The organism is Salipaludibacillus neizhouensis, assembly GCF_002886185.1.
Classification (GTDB): Bacteria; Bacillota; Bacilli; order Bacillales; family Salisediminibacteriaceae; genus Salipaludibacillus; species Salipaludibacillus neizhouensis.
On the sequence record NZ_KZ614146.1, the window covers coordinates 1,542,909 to 1,566,947 of the forward strand.

General features: G+C 38.3%; 18 protein-coding genes and 2 pseudogenes. 15 read left to right on the forward strand and 5 right to left on the reverse strand.

Annotated elements, in window-relative coordinates; all coding sequences use genetic code 11:
• Window positions 1-11: 11 nt before the first annotated feature.
• The 7 genes from CEF18_RS07390 (at window position 12) to nagZ (ending at window position 10,038) form a co-directional block, all read left to right on the forward strand.
• Window positions 12-1,409: an ABC transporter substrate-binding protein gene (locus tag CEF18_RS07390; RefSeq protein WP_110935869.1), complete on the forward strand. Its 1,398-nt coding sequence runs from the start codon at window positions 12-14 to the stop codon at window positions 1,407-1,409.
• Window positions 1,410-1,631: 222 nt separating this feature from the next.
• The gene (locus CEF18_RS07395; protein ID WP_110935870.1) at window positions 1,632-2,525 is read left to right on the forward strand and encodes a carbohydrate ABC transporter permease; all 894 of its coding nucleotides are present in this window, start codon (window positions 1,632-1,634) and stop codon (window positions 2,523-2,525) included.
• 114 nt (window positions 2,526-2,639) lie between these two features.
• Window positions 2,640-3,503 (forward strand): carbohydrate ABC transporter permease, encoded by an 864-nt coding sequence (locus tag CEF18_RS07400; RefSeq protein ID WP_110937619.1) that lies wholly within the window; start codon window positions 2,640-2,642, stop codon window positions 3,501-3,503.
• A gap of 62 nt (window positions 3,504-3,565) precedes the next feature.
• Window positions 3,566-4,402 carry a MurR/RpiR family transcriptional regulator gene (locus CEF18_RS07405; protein WP_110935871.1) on the forward strand — a complete coding sequence of 279 codons (837 nt, stop codon included), beginning with the start codon at window positions 3,566-3,568 and terminating at the stop codon, window positions 4,400-4,402.
• 627 nt (window positions 4,403-5,029) lie between these two features.
• A complete protein-coding gene (locus CEF18_RS07410) occupies window positions 5,030-6,358 on the forward strand; it encodes an exo-beta-N-acetylmuramidase NamZ family protein (RefSeq protein WP_110935872.1) in 1,329 nt (442 codons plus the stop codon).
• A gap of 172 nt (window positions 6,359-6,530) precedes the next feature.
• A complete protein-coding gene (locus CEF18_RS07415) occupies window positions 6,531-7,898 on the forward strand; it encodes a serine hydrolase domain-containing protein (RefSeq protein ID WP_183041116.1) in 1,368 nt (455 codons plus the stop codon).
• Between the two features lie 37 nt (window positions 7,899-7,935).
• Entirely contained in the window at window positions 7,936-10,038 is a 2,103-nt protein-coding gene (nagZ, locus tag CEF18_RS07420; protein ID WP_110935874.1) for a beta-N-acetylhexosaminidase, read from the forward strand.
• Window positions 10,039-10,424: 386 nt separating this feature from the next.
• Here the strand turns inward: nagZ and CEF18_RS07425 are convergent, their stop codons facing one another.
• The 4 genes from CEF18_RS07425 to CEF18_RS07440 form a co-directional block, all read right to left on the reverse strand.
• Window positions 10,425-11,768 carry a (Fe-S)-binding protein gene (locus CEF18_RS07425; RefSeq protein ID WP_110935875.1) on the reverse strand — a complete coding sequence of 448 codons (1,344 nt, stop codon included), beginning with the start codon at window positions 11,766-11,768 and terminating at the stop codon, window positions 10,425-10,427.
• Window positions 11,765-13,177 carry a glycolate oxidase subunit GlcD gene (gene glcD, locus CEF18_RS07430; protein ID WP_110935876.1) on the reverse strand — a complete coding sequence of 471 codons (1,413 nt, stop codon included), beginning with the start codon at window positions 13,175-13,177 and terminating at the stop codon, window positions 11,765-11,767. Before glcD ends, CEF18_RS07425 begins: the two co-directional genes overlap by 4 nt.
• Before the next feature lie 93 nt (window positions 13,178-13,270).
• A complete protein-coding gene (locus CEF18_RS07435) occupies window positions 13,271-14,395 on the reverse strand; it encodes a CdaR family transcriptional regulator (RefSeq protein ID WP_110935877.1) in 1,125 nt (374 codons plus the stop codon).
• Window positions 14,396-14,913: 518 nt separating this feature from the next.
• The gene (locus CEF18_RS07440) at window positions 14,914-15,207 is read right to left on the reverse strand and encodes a hypothetical protein (protein WP_110935878.1); all 294 of its coding nucleotides are present in this window, start codon (window positions 15,205-15,207) and stop codon (window positions 14,914-14,916) included.
• Window positions 15,208-15,656: 449 nt separating this feature from the next.
• Here CEF18_RS07440 and CEF18_RS07445 point away from each other — a divergent pair, with 449 nt between their 5' ends.
• Window positions 15,657-16,073: a hypothetical protein gene (locus tag CEF18_RS07445; RefSeq protein WP_110935879.1), complete on the forward strand. Its 417-nt coding sequence runs from the start codon at window positions 15,657-15,659 to the stop codon at window positions 16,071-16,073.
• 507 nt (window positions 16,074-16,580) lie between these two features.
• Here the strand turns inward: CEF18_RS07445 and CEF18_RS07450 are convergent.
• Window positions 16,581-16,886: pseudogene (locus CEF18_RS07450) on the reverse strand (transposase); the annotation flags it as partial.
• Window positions 16,887-17,531: 645 nt separating this feature from the next.
• Here CEF18_RS07450 and CEF18_RS26805 point away from each other — a divergent pair.
• The 7 genes and pseudogenes from CEF18_RS26805 (at window position 17,532) to CEF18_RS07480 (ending at window position 23,918) form a co-directional block, all read left to right on the forward strand.
• A complete protein-coding gene (locus tag CEF18_RS26805; protein ID WP_259457934.1) occupies window positions 17,532-17,663 on the forward strand; it encodes a hypothetical protein in 132 nt (43 codons plus the stop codon).
• A 45-nt stretch (window positions 17,664-17,708) separates the two neighbouring features.
• The gene (locus CEF18_RS25805; protein ID WP_183041118.1) at window positions 17,709-17,849 is read left to right on the forward strand and encodes a hypothetical protein; all 141 of its coding nucleotides are present in this window, start codon (window positions 17,709-17,711) and stop codon (window positions 17,847-17,849) included.
• Between the two features lie 348 nt (window positions 17,850-18,197).
• Complete coding sequence (locus CEF18_RS07460) at window positions 18,198-19,187, forward strand: LacI family DNA-binding transcriptional regulator (RefSeq protein ID WP_110935881.1); 990 nt, start codon at window positions 18,198-18,200, stop codon at window positions 19,185-19,187.
• Between the two features lie 117 nt (window positions 19,188-19,304).
• Window positions 19,305-20,324: a substrate-binding domain-containing protein gene (locus CEF18_RS07465; RefSeq protein WP_110935882.1), complete on the forward strand. Its 1,020-nt coding sequence runs from the start codon at window positions 19,305-19,307 to the stop codon at window positions 20,322-20,324.
• Window positions 20,325-20,559: 235 nt separating this feature from the next.
• Window positions 20,560-22,074: a sugar ABC transporter ATP-binding protein gene (locus tag CEF18_RS07470; protein WP_110935883.1), complete on the forward strand. Its 1,515-nt coding sequence runs from the start codon at window positions 20,560-20,562 to the stop codon at window positions 22,072-22,074.
• Window positions 22,067-22,871: pseudogene (locus CEF18_RS27135) on the forward strand (ABC transporter permease). Before CEF18_RS07470 ends, CEF18_RS27135 begins: the two are co-directional and overlap by 8 nt.
• Before the next feature lie 12 nt (window positions 22,872-22,883).
• Window positions 22,884-23,918 carry a Gfo/Idh/MocA family protein gene (locus CEF18_RS07480; RefSeq protein WP_110935884.1) on the forward strand — a complete coding sequence of 345 codons (1,035 nt, stop codon included), beginning with the start codon at window positions 22,884-22,886 and terminating at the stop codon, window positions 23,916-23,918.
• The last annotated feature ends 121 nt before the right edge of the window (window positions 23,919-24,039 follow it).

Sequence of the window (24,039 nt, forward strand, 5' to 3'; positions counted from 1 at the left end):
GGGATATGTAGTTGAAAAAATTATTTACTGGACCAGTTTTATTATTGGTAACTGTTTTGTTTATTGTTGGATTGTTGGCAGCGTGTTCGTCAGATAACGACGAAGTCAATGGAAGTACTGAGAACAATGGAAATAATGAGGAAGATAACAATCAGAACAATGATTCCAATGATGGTGATGCCGCTGTCAGTGGAGATGGAGACATTTCAGGTGAACTTGAAATTCAGTACTTTGTTGGTGGATATGGTGATTCATGGTGGAAGGAAGTCATTAGTGACTTTGAAGACCAATATCCAGATATCACAATTACGGAGCATGCGGGGCCAAACATCAACGATGAAATGAGATCTCGTTGGGTTTCTGACGATCCACCAGATGTTGTATACATTGATGGGGCAGGGTCTAGTGAAACTCAAATGGTTGAAGATGGTCAGCTTCTGGATTTAACCGATTGGATAAATGACGTGAAAGCAGAAAATGGCTCTCCTCTTTTAGACAATTTAATTGTAGAGCCAGCTAGATATGATGGAGATATTTATAGTTTACCATTAGTATTTGACACTTGGGGTACATGGTATAACGAAACACAGTTTGAAGCAGAAGGCTACGAGGTTCCTACTGATTTCGACAGCTATATGAGCACAATGGAAGCTATTCAAGAAAATGAAGGAATTGCGCCGTTTGCCACGACTGGGCAACACCCATACTACTTCCTTCGTGGGGCATTAACTCCAGCATTTGGTGCTGCAGGTGGCGATGAATTGCTAGCTGATATCGTTACTGGGGCAGAAGGAGTTTGGGAACGAGAAGAAGTTGTAGCTACCATGGAAAAGGTTGCGCAAATGCAAGAAGCTGGATACATCTACGACGGCTTTGGTGCTTACAACCATACGCAATCTCAAATGAACTTCTTGCTCGGTGATCATTCCTTTATTCCTGTAGGATTCTGGTTACCAAATGAAATGGCAAATGATGTTCCTGATGGATTTGAGTTTGGATTTATTCCAACACCAATGCAAGATGCTGGTGAGCCATTTGCAATTGTTCCAGATTTACGTCCGCTAGCAATTGCAGAAAATGCAAGTAATCCGGAAGCGGCAAAAGCATTTGTAGAGTTCGTGTTTACTCAAGAGTATGCAACAGCATTTTCTGAGCACACTGGAGCAATCATGAATCTAATGGGTGTTGATTTGTCTGATAATGAAAATGTACCATCATACTTGATCGAAGCAAATGCAATGATTAATGATCCTGATCAAGTACAAATTTATCACAGACCTCACCCAATGAGCGCTGATTTAGAAACACCTATCGGCGACGCGTTGATTTCGTTGATGTTAGGTAATATGACAGTAGAAGAGTTTACTGAAGCGGCAGAAGATGCAACAGCAGACTACCGTGGTGAGTAATTAGTGAGTAGAAGAATGATAGGCTAAAAAATTGTATGGGATGTAAAGGCAAAGTGACGTCTTTGCATTCCATTTTCTATTTATTTTAATTAAAGACTCGTTTTATAAAAAACTTCATTTTTTCATGCCCTCGTACTATATTATTTTATAATGTTAGATCTTAAATATGTAAGTTAAAGAGTAGTGAAACAAGACGACATACATAAGGAAGGAGTGATTCAATTGGTACAAACGAAGAAACAAAAATACTTATTTTTGGCGTTTTGCTTAGTACCTACATTTCTATTATTTTCAATATTCACGCTATATCCTTTGTTTAGTGGTTTATATTATTCCTTTTTCGACTGGTCGGGATCGGCTGCGAGTATGGAATTTATCGGATGGGGTAACTATGTAAGGATTTTTAATGATTCTATAATTCCGCGAACAATCATGCATGATTACTTTCTTGTTGTAACGAAGGTGTTTGGAATCATGATCTTGGCAACATTTTTTGCGGTTGCTATTATGCAATTGAAGATAAAAGAGGCTCCTTTTTATCGAATCATCTTTTTCTTCCCGAACATTATGTCTGTGGTTGTTATCGGGATACTATGGACGTTTATTTATAACCCTAGTATGGGCCTTGTAAACTCAGGCTTAGAATTTTTAGGTTTGGGTAGCTTGACTCGTCCTTGGCTTGGAAGCGAAACCTGGGCGTTACCGTCAATCGTTTTACCGTCTATTTGGGCAGGAATTGGACTTTTTATGCTTATGCTCATGGGGGGGATTGGTACGATTTCCAAAAGTTATTACGAAGCAGCGGAGCTTGATGGTGCTAACGAATGGCAACAATTTTGGAAAGTAACCTTACCACTGATCTGGCCACAAATAAAAGTTTCCATCCTCTATATCGTTATTACGACATTGAATGGATCTTTCATTATTGTTCAGGTTATGACAGGTGGTGGGCCGAATAACTCGACTCACGTGATGGGTTCGTATTTGTATCAACAAGCGTTTGTACAGTATAACTTCGGTTATGGGGCAGCGATTGGTGTCATGATATTGGTGCTTTCATTAATAACTATTTTCATATTACAAATATTTTTGCGTAGAGATAAAGTTCAATATTAGGATCAGGATCCTGGCTTTATATAGAGAGACTTCCTCTTAGAGTGAATGATTATATTTTTTAATAAAGGAGGGAATAAAGTGAAACAAGAAACGAATACTCGTAATCGTAATATAATGTCACGTAAAGGGACAGTGAAACGACAAACAACTGGTCATATAATGTCACGTGTAGGAATACGACTACCGCTCATTCTATGGTCACTTGCTGTATTGTATCCAATCATATGGATGATCATAGGTTCCTTCAAATCCAATGCAGAGATTTATGCTAATCCTTGGGGAATACCTGAGTCGTTTAATTTTCAGAATTTCATAGATGCGTGGCAAAATTATAATATAGGTGTGAGTTTGTTTAATAGTTTGATCGTAACGGTCCTAGGATCATTACTAACGTTAGTTTTAGCTGTACCGACTGCCTACGCCTTAGAGCGGATGGTATTTCGAGGGAGTACATTGTTATTTAACTTGTATATTTCTGCAATGATGATTCCCATGGTGCTTGGTTGGATTCCATTATTTTTCCTTTTAATGAATTTTAATATGTTAGATAATATATATGGGCTTACTGTTGTTTACGCTGTTTCACAATTGCCATTTAGTATTTTTGTTTTAACGACATTTATGAGTTCTATTCCAAAAGAATTAGAGGAGTCAGCGGCCATTGATGGGATGTCACCGTATGGAGTGTTGTTGAAAATTATTACCCCACTAGCCACGTCTGGTATTATTACAGTGACGATTATGAACGCAATCCAATTTTGGAATGAGTATTTCATGGCACTAATCTTTTTGCAATCAAGAGAGAACTATACGTTAGGGTTAGCGATTGATTTTATAAGTAATGAAGCAGAATATACGAATGCATGGGGAACCTTATTTGCAAGTTTGACTATTGCGATGATCCCTGTAATTATTTTGTATGCGATTTTCCAACGCCGTATTTCAAAAGGAATGACCGAGGGTGCTATAAAAGGATAAAAACGTGAGTGAGAGGGTGAAGTTAATTGAAGGGAACTAATTCTCTCTCTGGGGGACTTATTATGCTTAATGAAATAAAAAGTAAGTTACCCCCTTCTGAGAAAAAGATTGCTGAATTTATTTTAGCAGAACCACATGAAGCGATACATTGTACTGCTGCAAAACTAGGGGAATTAAGTTTAACGAGTAGTGCAGCTGTCATCAGATTGTGCAAATCGCTTGGATTGAAAGGGTTTCAAGATTTAAAGCTCCGGATATCGGGTGATTTACAAAAATCACCCGATATTAAGTATAGTAATATCGAACCGGGAGAATCTCAACAAGCAATTGTTGAAAAGGTAACCAACAATGGTTTGCAAGCGATCAAAGAAACAACAGAACTTGTTAATTTTGAATCTCTGAGTGCAGCGGTGGATGCTTTACAAAATGCTAATAAAATTCACTTTTTTGGCGTGGGAGCTTCAGGAATCATTGCCCAAGATGCCCATCAAAAGTTTTTGCGAATGAATAAAGCTGTTTCTTCTTTTACTGATATTCATAATGCGGCCATGTATATCGCCAATGTGGATAAAAATGATGTCGTGTTTGGTATTTCATTCTCAGGCGAAACCTATGAAACGATAAAAATCATGGAGCTTGCTAAGAAAAAAGGGGCCACGACTATAAGCCTAACTCGTTATGGTAACTCTTCGGTCGCAGTGAATGCCGATATACAATTGTTTATCTCCGCCTCACGAGAGGTCCCAGCGCCATTTCGTAGTGGGGCGACGTCTTCTAGACTTGCTCAATTACATATGATTGATATCTTGTTCGTCAGTGTTGTAACGGATCAATACGACATCGCTTCCGATTACCTAAAAGAAATTACAAAGGCGATGGATTTTCTGAAGAACAGGTAGGAAGTGGAAACGGACAGTTTCAAGGGTTATAAACGAGAGAAGTAACAATATTACTAGAGCGAGTTCAAGAAGTAATCGGCAATGGCTTCACAAGCTGCACGTCGGGTATGAAAAAACCTTCATAAAAGCCTTTAAATTACTGCAGCTGCTTCCCTCATTGCTTCAAGAATGTTCAAATGTAACCTTTTTGAACATCCTCTACTAGAGAGAATATAGTGGAAAGAGCCTACTGTTTTAAATAACAGTAGGCTCTTTTCTTAAAAGATAATTGGCTGTTACCTACACGCAATTGATCTGTGCTACTTGGGCGATAGAAGCTGGACCTGTAACTCCTTACTTAATGTTTTAAAAGCGTAAATCACATACACAATGATAAGACCTTTAAATTATACACTTTATTTCCATTTTTAACATCCCAAATACTTACACATAATTTAGTTTTTGATATATTCAGACTATTTAATGGTATTGGACTATACAACTAGTGTTACAGATGATAAATTTAACTTGTAAAATAAAATTTCAAAAAAATTGTTTTTTATTGAAATGGGAGGGAGTTGGTTTATTACACAAATATGTCACTTATTTACAGATGTTTTTAGGTGCTATAATCAAAAGGAGGTTAACATGAATAAAAAGTTATTAGTTATTCTGTCCATCGTATTACTGATGTCATTCGTTACGACTGCTTTTGCTGGTCAACCTCAGAGTAATAAAGGAAACAAAGGTGATGATTTTTCACTTGGGATTGATATTTTACTAGAAGATCAAATAGATTTAATAAGCGGAAAAAAAGTAGGTCTTGTTACGAACCCAACAGGAGTAGATCAAGAATTAAACAGCATAGTTGATCTTCTTTTTGAACATCCGGAAGTTGATTTAACAGCATTATATGGACCTGAACACGGAGTTCGGGGAGATGCTCAAGCGGGTGACTATGTGAAATTTTACATTGATGACCGCACTGACCTTCCGGTGTATAGTTTGTATGGGGAAACAAGGAAACCAACAGCAGATATGCTAGAAGATGTGGAGGTTCTCTTATTTGATATTCAAGATGTAGGGACCAGGTTCTACACTTACATTTATACTATGGCCTATGTTATGGAAGCTGCTGAAGAAAATGATATTCCGGTTGTAGTGCTTGATCGTCCTAACCCTATCGGGGGCGATAAAGTAGAGGGACCAGTCCTAGATCCAGAATTTGAGTCCTTTGTAGGTATGTATCCGATTCCATTACGTCATGGTATGACGGTAGGAGAATTAGCTTATTTATTTAATGATGAATTTGGGATTGGCGCAGATTTGACGGTCGTGAAAATGGATGGCTGGGAGCGTTGGATGCACTATGATGATTTACCGCTTCATTGGGTTCCTCAATCACCAAACATGCCAACATTAGATACAGCGCTCGTTTACCCAGGTGCAGCATTGATAGAAGGAACGAATGCTTCCGAAGGCCGAGGAACGACTAGGCCATTCGAGTTGATTGGCGCACCATACATGGACTCAACTGAGTTAGCGGCTACATTAAATGAACTTAGTTTATCGGGTGTAACATTCCGTGCCGCTTCATTCACTCCAGCTTTTTCTAAGCATGCGGGTGAACTAACGAATGGGGTTCAAATTCATATTGATGATCGCGATCAGTTTAAGCCCGTTGAAACCGGATTGCATATCTTAGCAACTTTGCAAGATTTATATCCAGACGACTTTGAATTTACAAACCCATGGGGGAGCTTCTTCTTTGATAATTTAATCGGAAATGGTGAAACTCGTCAAAGTATCTTAGATGGTGAACCTGTAGAAGAAATCATTAATTCTTGGCAGTCTAGTTTAGATGATTTTAAAGATCTAAGACAAGGTTATATTCTTTACGAAGAACACAATAAAGGCAGATCACCAGGTAGTAAAAGTCACCCAGGACAAGGAGATAACCCACCAAGCAACAATTAAGGGGCAATTGAGTGAAAAATATTAAATAATTTCTGATTTTGTTTATAGAGGATGTTCAAAAAGGCAACATTTGAACATTCTCTTATAGAGTGAGCGTCCTGTTGATTTAAAAGATAGTCCCCATATATCAATCAGGAGGTCTCTTATTAAACTAATGAAGGAGGAGGAATATATGTTTACGTTAGGAAAAGCCGTTTTCTGCTTATTATGTATGACGCTTGTCGTTTCCTTTTCGCTCCCGCAGCAGCTTTCTCATGCTGAGGAATCCGTTCAATTACCTATAGAACGAGAACATTTGGAAGATACAATACCTAGTTTCTTCTCCTCTCACGCCACCCCGCCCGAATGGGCAGAAGCATGGGAGAGAGCAGGGAAACCAAAAAATACATTAAGTGAAGGGAATGCTCAAAAAGTTCAAATGTTGCCAACTTATTTAGATGAGATCGATGATGTCATTCAATCTGGTATGGAGGAAGACATGTACCCTGGTGCAGTAGCATTAGTAGTTAAAGAAGGTACTATTGTCAAACATGAAGCTTATGGGGATGCCCTAAAATATGCGAGTACCAGTGAGTTACTTCCTTTGGAAAAACGATTGGCTACCAAGAAGGATACGATCTATGATATGGCTTCAATAACGAAAATTTTCACCTCAATTGCTAGTTTGCAGTTATTAGAAAAAGGATTAATCGAGTTAGATGAACCAGTGACAAGCTATATACCAGAATTAAACGATGATAGTATAACAGTCCGACACTTGTTGACCCATACGTCAGGACTACCGCCATGGTTACCTATATACACATATGAAACGATAGAGGAACGAATACAAACGGTTTATGAAGCCGAAACAGTTAATGAGCCTGGAACGACTTATGGCTATAGTGATCTAAACCTAATAGTATTAGGGAAAATTGTCGAAACGGTATCGGGAGAATCATTGGATGAATATATTTTCAACAGCATTACGGATCCGCTTGGTATGAACGATACAATGTTTAATCCATCGTCTGACATACAGTCCAGAATAGCTGCTACGGAGCCACAACCATATTTAGACCGTGGAATGGTATGGGGATCGGTTCATGATGAGAATGCTTTTTCTCTAGATGGGGTAGCAGGTCATGCTGGTATCTTTAGTACTGCAAAAGACATTGCGATCCTATCACAAACCATCTTAAACGGAGGGAAGTACGAGCAAACTCGAATATTAAAGACAGATACAGTATCTGAAATGCTCACTAATCAAATCACAAATGAATCTAGCCTTGCTCAAGGATTAGGTTGGCATTTAGATCGGAGTTGGTTCATGGGTGCTATGTCATCTCCAGTTACGGCCGGTCATACAGGATTTACTGGAACTTCATTCGTGATTGATCCGGAACGAGAGGCTATCGTCATCTTGCTAACAAATAGGGTTCATCCGACACGAACAGCAGGTTCCATTAATCCATGGAGGCAAGAGGTTGTTGACAAAGTAGTCAATGCTATTGATCAACATCCAAACACTAATGGGCGGAATAGTGAAAATGAAAAGTAACAGCTACTTATTGAGTGATAATAGAAGGGAGAGTATTATGAGACTGAAGATTTCCTTGCTTATTACCGTGTTAATGATTTCTCAAATTTTGGTGGGGGTGCAGCCCTCAAAAGCCACTAATGAAAGTACGGTCAATGATTTGATTATTTACGAAAATATACCTGAGGTAGATCCGGAATTTTCAGATCAAGGAACGGAATTGAAAGCGCTCTATTTACACAAAGAAGGCCATTTTACAGAAGTCTCACTGGGGTTGAATTGGAAATCGTCAAACACCAATGTGGCAACTGTTGATGATAACGGAAGGATTGAATTTACTGGTCAAAGAGGGAGGACGTTTATTTCTGTCACGGATGGGAACTATACAGATCGCATTGGATTACACAATAAAGCAAATCCGGCTCAAAAAAGTAAAAGTGGAAATTCACCCAATTTAATCGAAGTATTGAAAGAAAGTGGCGATAGATATCAAGTTATTGATAGATCTTTGGATTCTTTAACCATTGAAGAAAAAATAGGGCAAATGATGATGCCAGACTTCCGCCATTATAATGGAGAAGCAGTAACTGAAATGCTCCCAGAGATTGAGGAATTAGTAGAAGAATACCACCTTGGTGGGGTGATTCTTTTTGCTGAAAATGTTGTTGGCACTGAGCAGACTAGTAATCTTGTAAGCGATTATCAAGAGACTGCAGATAAGTTTGGCTTATTAGTAACCATAGATCAAGAGGGTGGTATTGTTACAAGACTTCAGACTGGAACTCATATGCCAGGGAACATGGCTTTAGGAGCGACACGTTCTAATGAATTGGCTACTCAGGTAGGTGACGTTATTGGTGCAGAATTGTCAGCACTAGGTATTAATACAAACTTGGCACCTGTTGTGGATGTGAATAACAATTCAGACAATCCAGTTATTGGTGTACGTTCGTTTGGCGAAGATCCAGAGTTGGTAGCAAATATGGGTGTGAACTATATAAAGGGATTACAGCAAAATGGTATCGCAGCGACAGCCAAACATTTTCCAGGGCATGGAGATACTGCGGTGGATTCTCATTTAGGATTACCGGAAGTTCCTCATGATAAAGAAAGATTACTAGATGTAGAGTTATATCCATTTCAAAAAGCGATGGATCATGGGATTGATGCGATCATGACAGCCCATGTAACATTTCCACAAATTGACGGAAGCAAAGCTATTTCACAAAAAGATGGGACTGAAATTTCAATCCCTGCAACATTATCTCGTAAAGTTTTAACAGACTTAATGCGAGATGAAATGGGATATGAAGGTGTTGTTATGACAGATGCCATGAATATGAATGCTATCACTGATCATTTTGGTTCTGTAGATGCCGCGATACGAGCTATCAATGCGGGAGCAGATATTATCCTTATGCCTGTTGGCCTTGAAGCAGTTGTGACGGGCGTTCTTGATGCAGTAAATGATGGTGATATAGAGCTAGAAGAAATTGATCAATCTGTTAAACGTATTCTCACACTAAAAGTTGAAAGAGGTATTTTCAAAACCGAAGAGACCATAGACCGAGAAAAACAATTGGAAAATGCTATACAAACCATTGGGTCTGATGTTCATCGAGCAATAGAACAAGAAGTAGCTGAAAAATCAATCACTATGGTAAAAAACGACGATGTATTACCACTTAGCTTAGAGGACAGTGATGAGGTAGTTGTGGTTGGAACTAGTTTCATAGCTGGATTAACTAGTGCGATAGAGAAACACCACGATAATGTGACAACGATATCTCTTAGTTCACAACGGCAATTAACCAGCGATCAAGAAGCACTGATTGAAAACGCTGATCAAGTTATTATCGGCTCATATACGTTTAATGTCGCAGGTAGATCACCAGGAAATGCAAATATGCACGTTTTTAATCAAATTCTTGATATGAAAGAGGATGTAGTTGGCGTAGGAATCCGGAATCCGTACGATATTATTGGTTATCCAGACGTTGATGCGTATTTAGCACAGTATGGATTTAGAGATGCTAGTTTCCAAGCAACAGCGGATACGATTTTTGGAGATAATAATCCGACAGGTCAACTTCCTGTTACAATCCCAGATTTTGATGAGGGTGTACTATATCCATATGGTACTGGGATTAATTATGAATGATTATGGATGCGGTTTTTCGAACGATGATCTCTAAACAACATGAGTGAATGACACACAGGTTGTTGCGTCGATTATTAAAAAGAAGAAAAAATGGCCACCAGTAATGGGGGCTATTTCTAATCTTAATACTGATTATCCCTTTAGTTCACAAACTTACTACTATCAAATAATATCGATAGAGCATAACGAGCCGACGGGCGGAGGTCCAGTCTGACCGTGCGAGAGCGGAAAAGCAAAACCAAGGACCCCCTTATCAAAAACTTGCGACGAGTAACCGAAGGCGCAGATTTTCTCTTCATTCTGAGCAAGGGGGATTCTCATTACCTTAATTTAAAAAGAAAGTGCTGACTTTTAGAAATTATTGTAGAACTGATAGAAGACTCGATTTATCGTTCCATTTCACCAACAGAAGTTTGTGCTGCCTCAAGGAGTAGATCGGCAATATGAACGGCACGAAGGGTATCTGATAATCCTTCACGTTCGATCCCTAATTTCATTTGCAATAGGCAACCTGGGTTGGACGTGACGATGGTTGTTGCTTCCGTTGCCCTTGTTGCTTTCATCTTGGAGTCCAGGATTTTCATCGACATGTCGGATTCCACAATATTATAGGTGCCCGCTGAACCACAGCATTGATCGGCGTTCTTCATTTCACGGTACTCTGTGTTTTGAATCGCAGTTAACAGCAATCGAGGCTCGGCTTCCGTTTTCATCACATTTCGTAAATGACACGAGTCTTGATACGTAATCACCTGATCGGGTAGGGATAACATCTGCTTATCAAACTCTAATTCTATCAGAACACTAGAAATATCTTTTAATTTTTTTGAAAACTCCTTTCCACGTAACGCCCATGTTGGCTCATCTTTAAGAAGGTGGTCATAATCCATTAAAAAGGCACCACATCCTCCTGCATTTGTGATGATATAATCGACGTCAAGTTCATCAAATGCAAGAATATTACGTTTTGCGAGCTCCTTTGCTCCATTTTTTTCCCCACTATGACCATGAAGGGCACCACAGCACGCTTGATTACTCGGGATGACAATGTCGCAGCCTGCTAGCTGTAATAGCTTCATTGTCGAGTCATTCGTTCTCATAAACATCGTATCCATTATGCAACCTGAGAAAAATGCGACTCGTTTTTTAACAGGTATTTTTGCTGGAAGATAGCTTGGTCGATTTTTCATTTCTTTCAAGCTAGGAACAGGCGGTAAAACTTTTTCCATCGTCGACAAACTGTCGGGGAACAGTTTCATCATGCCACTTTTGTGTGCGACTTTTTGTAAACCGAACCGTTGGTAGAAGCCGAGTAAGCCTGTGACTGCTTGCACGCGGTTTTGGTATGGAAATAGTCCTTTAAACACAGCTTTACGAACCGTACGAACGACTAAAGAGTGCTTTTTATTTTGATTAATGACGTCACGTGCTTCCTCAAGTAAATGACCATAGTTCACGCCTGACGGACAAACGGGTTCGCAAGCTCTACAACCTAGACACATATTAAGGGAGCGTTCAACATCTTCATCAGGTTCAATGAAGCCATCGACTACTCCTTTCATCACAGCAAGCCGTCCTCTTGGTGAATGGGATTCTTGAAAACCGGACTCAATATAAGTCGGGCATGAAGGTAAGCAAAAGCCACAGCGCATACAGTTTAATAATTCATCGTCACTCAGTCGCTCTTTAAATTGCCATTGAATGGTTTCTCGTTCTTTTGTAGTCGTCATGTTGTCACCACCACTCGTTTTCTCGAATCTTTGGCAAACATTTTTCCAGGATTCATAATGTTGTTTGGATCAAGCGAGTCTTTAATCGCTTTCATGGCAGCAATCCCTGCCTGACCAAGCTTTAATTCAAGGTAAGGAGCTTTCACGGTGCCAACACCGTGCTCTCCTGTAATGGTTCCACCAAGCTCAATTGCCTTCATAAAAATTTCCTCGAACGCTTTTTCAACTTGTTCAATTTCTTCGTGATTTCGAACATCTGTTAAACAAGTAGGATGAAGATTCCCATCACCGGCATGGCCAAAAGTACAAATATTAAGCTGATACTTTTCAGCAATCTCATTGATAGCTATGACCATTTTGGCTACCTCAGAGCGAGGCACCGTCGCATCTTCTAAAATGATCGTTGGCTTAAAGCGAGCCAAAGCAGAAAGAGCCGTTCGTCTTGCTGTTCTCAAACCATCTGCTTCTTCTTCTGATGTTGCAATTTTTACTGACACAGCACGTTCTTGCACACATAAACGAGACATCTTTTCAATATCCTGCTTTACCACCTTGATTGGTCCATCCTGTTCAATAAGGAGCACAGCCTTCACGTCAGTAGGTAAGCCAATTTGAGAATACTCTTCAACAAGCTTTAATGTCGGTTGATCCAAAAATTCAAGCGTGGTAGGGATTATTTTGTTCGCGATAATAGTGGAGACAGATTTGGCGGCTGCTTCAATGTCTTGATAATGAACGAGCATTGTCATCTTAGACTCAGGGGTGGGAATGAGCTTCAGAGTCGCTTCAGTTATAATCCCAAGCGTTCCTTCAGAGCCGACCATTAAGCGAGTTAAATCATAGCCAGCAACATCCTTTGCCAACTTACCACCTGTGCGAATAATCTCTCCGTTAGCTAAGACAATTTCTAAACCGATTACGTAGTCGCGTGTTACGCCGTATTTTAGACCACGCAGGCCACCGGAATTTTCGTTAATATTTCCTCCTAAAGTTGAAATTTTCATGGAGCTTGGATCGGGCGGGTAAAATAGACCTTTCGATTCCACTGCATGGATCATGTCTAACGTTATAACTCCAGGTTGAACGGTCACGGTTAAATTTTCTTCATCAATTTCTAAGATAGCGTTCATATGTTTAAAAAGAAGAACGAGTCCTCCTTCTGTTGGACAGGTTCCTGCGCAAAGATTGGTGCCCGAGCCTCTTGGGACAATCGGGATCCTACGTTCATTACATAGTTTCACAATGTAGGAAACTTCCCCTGTATTCCTTGGAGCGATAACTCCATCAGGTAAAGATTGAAACATTGGTGTTGCATCATAGGAATAAACAAGTCTTCCTACTTTGGTATCATCAAAGTTTTCAGGACCAACGATTTGTATAAGCTTTAATTTTATTTCCTGTGATAACATAGTTCATCATCCTCCAATATTTATAACTTACCTTTAATCATAAGAAAAAAAAGGATGATAAACTATGGATATATAGCTAGAATTTAAGGGTTTTCATCCCTGGTTTTTTAGATGATCATCTAAAAATGTAACGGCGAGGTAGAGTGTTGCCATGTCGTGAAATTCACGTGGATTTAACTCCGTTACATTTTCAATTTTTTTCAATCGATAGTGAAGCGTATTAATGTGAATATGTAGTGCGGATGCTGTCTCTTTAAACGATTGATTATGAACAATAAAGGCTCTAATTGTATTCATTAACTCAATATCTTTTATAATAGGGGCAATGGTTCGATGAACAAATTCATTGCGCGTATGTTTTTTAATATCTTGTAAGCACATTTCTAAACGAAGCTCGTCTTCAAAAACAATCGATTGGGTACGTATAGCCACTGCTAACGCCCGATCCGCCTGCTCGAAAGATCGATAGATTTCACGAGAAGAGACCATTTGACCAATTCCAAAAGACAGGGTTTTATTATACTTTTCTTTTAAATACCTTTGCAATTGTTCAATAAAGTGAAGCATACTTTGCCTTTTTTCATTCCCTTTTCTTGTTCGTAATAGAACGAAGCGTTCGTTTCCCCAACGGACAAAGATATCATTTTTATCGTGAACAATGGTTTGAATGATGTCATTCCATATTTTTCGTTGATTAAAATCATCTTCTGTACGTGAATAGTGGCCAATAATGATTTGTCTATCAATCGATAAATTAACGTCTAATAATGTAGATTGGTTCAAAAAGGAAGTGGACCATTCTTTTTGTTGAATCCAATCAAATACAAATGCCTCAAGCGTTCGTGAGTGCCATTCTAGTTGCTCGGAATAATAGCTTTCTTTAATGAGTAGTTCGGTCATTTTTTTTAATAATTCACCGTAGGGAGAAACTTTACTAGGTTCTCCGGTAATACCAATAACGCCAATAATTTGTTTTTGAAAGAAAATTGGAAGGTTAATTCCTGCCTTCACACCAGTTAATTTACGTTGGTCTTCCTTCGTGATAATGATTTTGTTGCGTTCACTATAGCAGGTTAGAGCACCTTCATGAAATGTACCTATCCTATTTTCGTCAGTGCTAGCAATAATGATGCCGTTGGTATCAACGACGATTAAATCTTCATCAATGAGATTTCTAACTTCTGAAATAATATTATTTGCTAACGAAGGTCGAATCATAGGGCACTCTCCTAGTAGTTGGCTGGTCGTATCTGTCACCAAGTTAGTATTATTATTATAAGTATGGAAGACTTGTTGGTAGGATTGAACTTTAAAATTCTTATGTTTATGAGGCAGGGGAGATATTTATCCTTTGACTCATTACGAAATTCTCTTAGAATGTAACTTAATAGTATGTCTATTGTATAATTCTCTCCCTTATAAGTAAATGTAACGAGGGAGGCGGAAGAATATGTAACCGAAGATGTGAAATTGATGGATGAGGAAGGAAACCAGATGATCTTAGAAGATACATACGCGTAATGCCGTTGCGGCTTAAATACTAGGGAAGTTTGTGCAGATGAAGTTTTCGTTGGTACTAAGAAATTTTCTATAACATAGTTCGGAAAGTAACTCTCCCACAAAAGAAGACGTGATCGAGCATTTTGGAAAAGCGGAAGAGAACTAGGTTTACAAAAGGATATAAAAATGTCCCCAAAAGGTTCAAAATTTAGAGGCATTCAATATTTTACTTAGTTTTAAACTTTCTCGTCCTTATATCTAACATTAATTTCATAAGAATCAATGTTAGATATTGATTTTAGTTCTTTGGATTTTAAGATATTTTCACCATCTTTTTCTATTGCATGTGCGATATCTTCTGTCTTCGATTCAGAACTGTCTAATGAAGTTCGTACAGTAGTTAATTCTTGATAATCGGCTACTATGTCTCCTATTTCCTCATAATCTTTTTGTAATATTTCTTTGATAGTTACTAAAGTTCTTAATTCTTCATTAGTAACATTGGAATCTCCAAGGTTTTCTTCAGGCACTTCCTATACTACATCTTTTGATTCTTTTTCATTTGATTTTGAACTAAAAGTCATTGATACCCCTATAAAAATACCTGCAATTACGACTAGACTAATGAATAAAAACACACTTTTTCCATGAATCCCCCTCCTTCCCTTTAGGAGTATGTCCATATTAATGAGAACATTCTTTGCAGGGGGCCTAGTAATACTATTTTTATTTCAAGGCTCTCAAAAAGCCTGAGGAGGCTCGCGATCGTCCACGGAAAGCAAGCGGGAATTCTTCAAAAACAACATATAACGATAACAGAACCTAATTAAAAGGGTGGGGGGACTCTGCCGACATGGCTGCAGGGATTCGTTGATATTAATCCAATTTCACTTGTTGTGACAGGTATATTTACTCCTTACAGATACTGGGACATTTTTTACGAGAATGATTAAGTTTTACACGAAAGACCCCTATAATCATGCATCCATTTATCGGTGGATTCGTCAAAAAGAATATGCACGGAAATATTTTCAATCAAACAAGATGTACTATTTATAGTTGTAGTGTCACTAGTGATCAGCTTCAAAGAATGGAATATTTTATAAAAGAAATCGAAGCGAAAAAACATCTCTATCGCTATAATTTATTAGGGTTATTTGCACTAATTCTAAACAAACGAATGAATAGGAAATACTCTTTCTTTTGTTCCCAATTTGTTGCAACCGTATTGCAAGAATGTGAGATTGCAAATTTTAAAAAACCACCCTCACTTATTAGATCGAACGAGCTAATAGAAGGAGCTAATTTTCAATTGTTGTATCAAGGAAATCTCGAAAAAATCTGCAGAGGAATAGATGTAAAAACAAATGTAGACATGGCATGTATGAATATTTAATTTTTAAAAAGTGCAAATATAAGGGCCAGTGGCGTACTCACTATCAATTCATCTAGAAAACTACTCGTATCAGAAGAAGTCAACGGCTCCCAAGGTTTTGACGATTGGCTCATAATTTTCACGGAAAAGAAATCTGCTCGCTGGTCCAGATTACGACCCTCAAGAAAGCTTCATACATTGGTATGTGATAGAAGTTTTTAAGGAGGCGGAGAGGTGTTATGTTTGAGGTTGCAAAATGGCTGAAATGTTATAGATTTAATATCTAAAATTACCTGAATTATTCATACTTACAAGTTCAACTATGAATATAACCGAAATCACACATTTTCTTGTTCCATTAAGAAAAATCATGATGATTTCGCTACTTTTTGACGTTCCCTATAAAGACTGCTTAGAATAGTTGAGTTTTTGGGCAGACTACTCCCTTGGTCGTACACTGAATTTTTAAAAGCTGATTTCAGGGTGATATACTCCAGCTGTAGGGAGCGATGATGATCAAACCGTCTGAAAAAAACGGGATAGACTAGGTTGAGAAGTTAACGCATCGGTGCCAATGATTTGTGTGAACACTGGATCTTTTTTCAAATGAGCCGCGGCATCATATTAGGAATATCAAGCAATAATTTGATATACTTTTTGACGAAGCAAATTTTCATTCGAATGAAAATAGTAAAGCCTGTTGTCTTTTAGCTTGAGATGTTGAGCTAACGTTTTTGAAAAAACAATTTTTTCATCGAATTCCCTAAAGACAAACTCACCCGTATCAGAGGAAAGGGAACCATAAGGATGGCTTACCTTGTTGGCTTTATTTATATGTGTTTAACAATGAATTCAGAATTATATTTCAGTTGTATTTTTTCTGTTGGACTGAATCTGTTCGCTTTTCCGTGGATGAACCGCCAAGCCTCCTCAGGCTTACCAAACAACCTTCGATAATAACTAAGCAACAAATTCACCAAATTAGAATAAAAGATTTTTAAAGATTGCAATGCAGTTTTTCTTAAATACAGCGTGAGATTTCGCCACCAAGAAAGCGTCAAGAGAGTTGTCACCTTAAACTTTTTTATCTGTTAAAAAATAAATTGACTTAATTTTAAATCGCACGTATGATAAGATTACAAACTTCATACATAATCTCCTAAAGGGGAGTAGCTTTTACAATATAGTCGTCATTTCGGAGTGAAAGCTCCCGGCTATATTGGCGACTGAAAAAGTTGTTAGCAAGACCTTTACATTGCGTAAAGGTCTTTTATTTTGTGGAAAACCTTTACTTCGGTAAAGGTTTTTTGTGTTTTTAGAGATAAAGGCTCCGTTAAAAGGAAATAAAAAGAAGTGAATGTTGATAATACAAAGGTTCTTAGTTTTAGAAGAAATGCAATTTCATGTAGATGAATGCAATCACATGAAACATGTTAGTGGTTACTCATTTTAAATCCTACCTAAAAGGAGAATGGTGAAATGAAATCTGTTAAGAAATATGATGACGGAGTTAGTGAAGCATTAAGAGGATTAGTTATAGGGGTAATAATGATGGTTGTTGTCTTTTTAGTGCTTCACTTTGTTTTTGGTATTCAAGCTTTTGAAAACTAAAGCGGAAATTGTTCCCCTTTTAATTGTGTGAATGGGAGAAATGTGATGACGACATCCACAGATTTTATCATGATTGGTTTTACAACACTTGGTAGTATAGAATTTATTGCGAGTTCCGTTTTCGTGTTGGTGTTAGCCCTGTTGTATAGAAATAGAAAGTATTTTAGAGATGCTGCCTGGTGCTGAACGAGCGATTGAAACATTCCATGGTAGTTTTGAAATGACTTGCTATAGTTTTCCGAGTGGACATACGATGAGAGCATCACTCTTTTTCTTCACAATAATTTTCTTAAAGGAACATAAACGAATAATAGTATAGGGGACCAAGTGGACGGTTCTCTGCTTCTTTGAACGTTTCAAGGAGGCAGAGAACCGTCCCTTTATTTCTAATAAATTGTAATCCGTTACATTTTAATTAATTCCCTATATATCAATGTTTTTGTCAATAAATAAATAAACATTGACAATAAAAATGTAATCCATTACTATAAAGTTGAAAGCGGTTACATAATCGGAGGGAGAGGGACATTCAAAATGGCTAATATACATCAAGTTGCAAAACATGCTGGGGTGTCCGTAGCTACAGTGTCCAGAGTGTTGAATGGTCAAGATACGGTGACTCCAAAAACGAGAATAAAAGTCGAAGCTGCAATTAAACAATTTAATTATGAACCTAGTATGTTAGGAAGAAACTTGAGAAATTCGGAAAGTCGATTATTATTAGTGCTCATACCTAAAATATCAAATCCCTTCTATTCCGAAATAATTAATGGCATTGAAACAACAGCAATTAAAAATGGTTACAATATTATTTTATGTGAGACGGATTCAAAACCGGAAAGGGAAAATATTTATTTTGATCTCGTTCGTAATAAAATGACTGACGGAATTATTTCCATGGATCCAGCAGTTAATGTGGAGTCGTTAACAAAACTTGCAGAATCATATTCTATTATTCAGTGCAGTGAATACGTGGTAGATAGTGGTATCCCGTATGTCACCATTGACAACGAGGAAGCAGCCTATAAAGCAGTGAAACATTTACTGAAAATCGGTCATTCAAAAATAGCACTTATGAATTCAGATGAAAGGTACCTCTATGCTCGTCAGCGTGAGCTAGGTTATCGTAAAGCTTTAAAGGAACAAAATATCGTGGTTAACGAGGATTGGATTTATTATACGCAGGAATTGGGGTTTGAAAATGGGCAACAGGCTATGAGAAAAATTTTGATGCAAGATGAGAAACCGACTGCTGTTTTTGCTGTGTCAGACCTTTTAGCGATTGGTGCCTTAAAAGAATTGAACAGTCGTGGGCTAAAAGTTCCTGAAGAAATGGCTCTCATTGGATTCGATAAAATTGAGTTTTCTAACATGACGCAGCCAACATTAACAACTGTTGCGCAACCAATGTATAAAATGGGTACGGTTGCAGCGAATATGCTGATTAATAAAATTAAAGGAGAATATGTTGACAATGTAATTCTTGATCATGAATTAGTGATTAGGGAATCTACTCTGGGTTAAACGTTGGCTAAGAATAGCGCTCTGTTATTAATAAGATTTAATAGTAGAGCGCTGGCCTTAGTTGTGAACGGTTACATCAATGGGCGGCCTAAAAAAAGACGGAGGGGTGAATTTTTTATGAAGAAATTACTGATTTTGTTTCTGTTTTTATTTGTAGTAACTGTACTTACAGCATGTGGTGGAAACGAAGATAGTGGTGGTGATGTCGAAGAAACAGATCAAGCTAACGAGAATACCGCTGGGGAAAATAATGTTAAGGAAGAAGCAACCGATTTGGTAATTGGTATCTCTTTGCCGGATGCTACTCACGGATGGATGGGTGCTCTCATTGATAATGCTGAACAACAGGCGAAAGAAATTAAAGAAAGTGAAGGCATTGATTATATTATGACAAATGCAGCAGATCCGAACTCTCAGGCTAATGATGTGGATGATTTGATTTCACAAGGTGTTGACGTGATTGTTATGCTTCCTATCGAATCAGCAGCACTTTCTCCAGTAGGACAGAAAATTAAAGATGCTGGGATCCCTCTTGTGATTGTAGATCGTGAACTTGAAAATGATGCGGCCGATGTTGTTGTCAAAGGGGATAATGAAGGAATCGGCATTAATGCTGGTAAATACTTTATTGAACAATTAAATGGAGAAGGTAAAGTAGTTGAAATTGAAGGCCCTCCAAGCTCTGTAACAAATCAAAGAGGCTCTGGGTTCAAGGAAGCGATGGAAGGAGAAGAAGGCATCGAGATTGTTGCTTCACAAAGCGGCGACTTTTCGACGGAAACATCTTTAGAAGTGATGCAAAATATATTGCAGGCGCAGCCGGAAATTGATGCCGTATTTACCCAAGATGACGGAATGGCGTTAGGTGTCCTTCAGGCAATTAAAGAAGCTGGACGGGATGACATTCAGTTTGTCACTGGTGCCGGTGGAGCTAAAGCTGTATTTGAAGATATACAAGATGAGGGCTTAATGTCAGCAACCTTCCTGTATTCTCCAACTATGGTTAGAGACGGCGTACAGATCGCAGCAGATATCGCTAAAGGCGAAGAACCTGAAGAGACAATGGTAGTCAAAGAAGCTACGCAAGTTACAAAAGAAAATGTTGATGAATATTATGATCCGGAGTCTAAGTTCTAAACAGACTTTTAGAAGGAAATACAATAATTGAACCATAGCTTATTGTATTTCCTTTTCTTATAAGGTAAGAATTTATAAGTTGACAGCTATCTTTACGCCACGCTTCAAGGGAAGTTCGCCTCCTTTCGAGTAGCACCTACACTCACTACGTAGGTGCTACTCGGGGCTGGTTTTAAAGATCACGCTGTCTTTAATAAAAGACGCTTTGCGTTTTTCTTAAATAAGGGGCGATTATATGTCTGAACATTCATTATTAACGATGACGAATATAAACAAGTCTTTTAATCGTGTAACTGTTTTAAAGGATGTTAAGTTATGTGTAGAACAGGGAGAAGTTCACGCTTTATTAGGAGAAAATGGTGCCGGTAAATCTACTTTGATGAATATACTTGGCGGGGTTTTGCAACCTGATGAGGGCTCGATTTACCTTAATGGAAAAGAAGTGAAAATGTTGAACCCAAGATTAGCACAGAGTAATGGCATTAGTTTTATCCACCAGGAACTTAATGTGGTAGCAGATCTGGCAATATATGAAAATATGTTTTTGGGAGTTGAGCTTCGCAACAAGTTTGGCTTTTTAAATGTACGCGACATGTGTGATAAAACAACCGAAATTATGACTAAATTAGGTGTGGATATTGATCCAAAAGAATATGTCCGAAATTTAGATACGTCGTATAAACAATTAATTGAAATAGCCAAAGCTCTATTGCACAATTCATCAATTATCATTATGGATGAACCGACATCAGCTTTAGCGGAGCATGAGGTCGAACGACTATTTGATTTAATGAGAAAACTTAAGGAGTCAGGTGTCTCTATTATTTATATTTCCCATAAGTTAAAGGAAATTCAAGCAGTATGTGACAGTTATACCATTTTGCGTGATGGTGAAATGGTAGGGAGCGGAAAAGTAAAAGAAGGAAGCTTGGAAACTATAACAAAACTGATGGTAGGAAAATCTGTTTCAGACAAGCGTCTTTATCAAGAACATGAATTAGGTGCGAAAATATTAGAAGTGAAAAATTTATCAAGTCCAGGTTTATTTAAGCAGATTGATTTTACACTCCATCAAGGGGAAATACTTGGCTTTACAGGACTAGCAGGAGATGGTCGATCGGAGCTGTTTGAAAGTATTTTTGGTTTTCGGAAAAACTACACCGGTGAAATTAAAGTGAATAATGAAGTAGTTAAAATAAATCATCCTAAAAAAGCATTAAAAGCGGGCATCGGACTTGTACCAAAGGATAGAAAAGAAAATGCTATTATCAAAGATTTAAGTGTGATTCATAATATGAGTTTATCTTCCATGGGGCATTTTGAAAAAAAGGGCTTTATTCATGAAAAAACGGAAAAAGACAGGTTTCAGCATTACAAGGATCAATTAAATATAAAAGTACACGATCCTAATGTGACGATCGACAAGTTAAGCGGTGGTAATCAACAAAAGGTCGTTATTGCGAAGTGGTTAGAGGTTAATGCAAATGTGATCATTTTTGATAATCCAACGCAAGGAATAGATGTTGGGGCAAAGACAGAGATATACGAGCACATTGTTCAATTGGCCGAACAAGGAAAAGCCATCATTATTCTGTCCTCGGAGGCTCCGGAAGTTCTTAGAATTTGTCACAATATCAATGTGATGTATCACGGTGAGATCATTGCCAGATTTAAGCGAGAGGATGCTAGCGAAGACGAGATTATGGGCTATGCAACGGGCGCAAAGAAGGAGGCAGAAATCATTGGCTAATCCAGAACTAAAACATGGTGATCAGCAACCGAAATCACAGTCTAAAATAAAGACGAGCAGGCTTTCATGGTTATGGTCGGAGTACAGTGTTGTGATTGCATTTTTATTAATCTATGTTGTTGCAGCAATTATGAATCCACGTTTTATAGAAATGAATAACCAAATAAATATATTAATGCAGGTGTCCATTATTGGAATTATCGCGTTAGGCATGACGGTTGTCATGCTGTCAGGTGGTATTGATTTATCCGTTGGTTCTGTCCTGGCTTTCGTTGGGGTAGTGACTGTGTTAGCTTTAAATGCATCAGGCAGCATTATTGTAGCTGTTATCGTTGCTTTTTCTGTTGGTGCTTTAGCTGGTTGTCTTAATGGTTTGATGGTAGCCAAAGGGAAAATTGCATCTTTTATTGCCACGCTGGGCATGATGGCAGCAGCTTGGTAGTAATGAAAAAGCAGCGTTATTGTCAACCATTCGCGTGGACCGAGTAAAAATTGGTGTATATAGCCTGGCGGGACTATTAGTCAGTTTGGCAGCAATTATTGAGACATCACGGCTCAACTCCATTTCTTCATCCAGTTCCGGTCAGGCATATGAACTCGATGCGATTGCTGCTGTAATTATTGGCGGCACGCGAATGACTGGTGGGCGCGGGAAAATAATCGGCACTTTATTCGGCGTGTTAATTTTAGGTATTTTGAATAACATGATGAACCTTATGAACGTTTCTCCGCACCTTCAAGGATTTGTTAAAGGTCTAATCATTATCGTCGCTGTTGTCTTTCAAAAGCGCGAGTAGGAGGGTATTAATTTGGGATTAAAGGTAGGTATTATCGGTTGTGGTTCGATTACAAAGTTTCGCCATGGTCCAGAATATCAGGCGAATCCATATGTAAGTGAACTCGTGTTTTTTGATCGGAATCCAGAAAGAGCAAAAGCTTTAGCAGAACAATTCGGAGGTTCTGTTGTCCAATCAGCAGAAGAGATATTGCAAGACGCCTCGGTAGATTTAGTGAGTGATTGCTCTTCCAACGAATCACATGAAATTTTTTCAACCGAAGCGTTATTAGCTGGAAAGCATGTCTTGTGCGAAAAACCAATTGCTTTAACACTTGAAGGTGCAGGTAAAATAGTTGAAGCGCAAAAGAAATCTCAGAAAAAATTAATGATTGATCATAATCAACGTTTTACACCCGCTCATCAAAAAGCGAAAGAAATTATTTTGAGTGAAAGTCTTGGTAAGGTATTAACATTTAAAACAACTTTTGGTCATTCTGGTCCTGAATTCTGGGGAGTGAATAAATCAAACAATACGTGGTTTTTCAAAAAGGATCGATCCGGTTTAGGAGTAGCAGGGGATTTGGGTACACATAAGATTGATATACTTCATTATTTGCTCGACGATGAAATTCAAGAGGTGAGTGCTTTTCAAGGAGCACTTGATAAGGTAGATGAACATGGTGAATCGATTGAAGTGTGTGATAACCTGGTTTGCAGCTTGAAAACAAAAAAAGGACGGATAGGGACTGCCTCCTTCTCGTGGACGTATTATGGCGAAGAAGATAATAGTACCTTCATATATTGTGAAAAAGGAGTGCTAAAAATCTATCACGATCCGGAATTTCAACTGGAGGTAATCACACAAACGGGAGAAGAAGTGAAGTATAAGTTAGAAACCGTGATGACAAATGCTAATCAAACAAACACGGGTGTGATCGATGCTTTTGTAGATTGCGTTCGTCTTGATCAACCTCCGCAAGTGACAGGAGAAGACGCATTATTATCGTTGAAAGTCGTGTTAGCCTTGCTGGAATCAGCAAATACAAAAAAGGTCATCACAGTTTAAAGTAAGGAGCAGGGGACGGTTCTCTGCTTCTTTTTGCGTTTCAAGGAAGCAGAGAACCGTCCCCAAAATTCCTTTCATAATACTTGGAACAATGAGCCATCCTACATATATCGATAAGATT

What these genes read in the sequence shown, in the direction of transcription:
- CEF18_RS07400 (WP_110937619.1), top strand. Translation starts at nt 2,640, where the DNA reads ATGTCACGTAAAGGGACAGTGAAACGACAAACAACTGGTCATATAATG.
- CEF18_RS07405 (WP_110935871.1), top strand. Translation starts at nt 3,566, where the DNA reads ATGCTTAATGAAATAAAAAGTAAGTTACCCCCTTCTGAGAAAAAGATT.
- CEF18_RS07410 (WP_110935872.1), top strand. Translation starts at nt 5,030, where the DNA reads ATGAATAAAAAGTTATTAGTTATTCTGTCCATCGTATTACTGATGTCA.
- CEF18_RS07415 (WP_183041116.1), top strand. Translation starts at nt 6,531, where the DNA reads ATGTTTACGTTAGGAAAAGCCGTTTTCTGCTTATTATGTATGACGCTT.
- nagZ (WP_110935874.1), top strand. Translation starts at nt 7,936, where the DNA reads ATGAGACTGAAGATTTCCTTGCTTATTACCGTGTTAATGATTTCTCAA.
- CEF18_RS07425 (WP_110935875.1), bottom strand. Translation starts at nt 11,768, where the DNA reads ATGACGACTACAAAAGAACGAGAAACCATTCAATGGCAATTTAAAGAG.
- glcD (WP_110935876.1), bottom strand. Translation starts at nt 13,177, where the DNA reads ATGTTATCACAGGAAATAAAATTAAAGCTTATACAAATCGTTGGTCCT.
- CEF18_RS07435 (WP_110935877.1), bottom strand. Translation starts at nt 14,395, where the DNA reads ATGATTCGACCTTCGTTAGCAAATAATATTATTTCAGAAGTTAGAAAT.
- CEF18_RS07445 (WP_110935879.1), top strand. Translation starts at nt 15,657, where the DNA reads ATGCATCCATTTATCGGTGGATTCGTCAAAAAGAATATGCACGGAAAT.
- CEF18_RS26805 (WP_259457934.1), top strand. Translation starts at nt 17,532, where the DNA reads ATGAAATCTGTTAAGAAATATGATGACGGAGTTAGTGAAGCATTAAGA.
- CEF18_RS25805 (WP_183041118.1), top strand. Translation starts at nt 17,709, where the DNA reads ATGACGACATCCACAGATTTTATCATGATTGGTTTTACAACACTTGGT.
- CEF18_RS07460 (WP_110935881.1), top strand. Translation starts at nt 18,198, where the DNA reads ATGGCTAATATACATCAAGTTGCAAAACATGCTGGGGTGTCCGTAGCT.
- CEF18_RS07465 (WP_110935882.1), top strand. Translation starts at nt 19,305, where the DNA reads ATGAAGAAATTACTGATTTTGTTTCTGTTTTTATTTGTAGTAACTGTA.
- CEF18_RS07470 (WP_110935883.1), top strand. Translation starts at nt 20,560, where the DNA reads ATGTCTGAACATTCATTATTAACGATGACGAATATAAACAAGTCTTTT.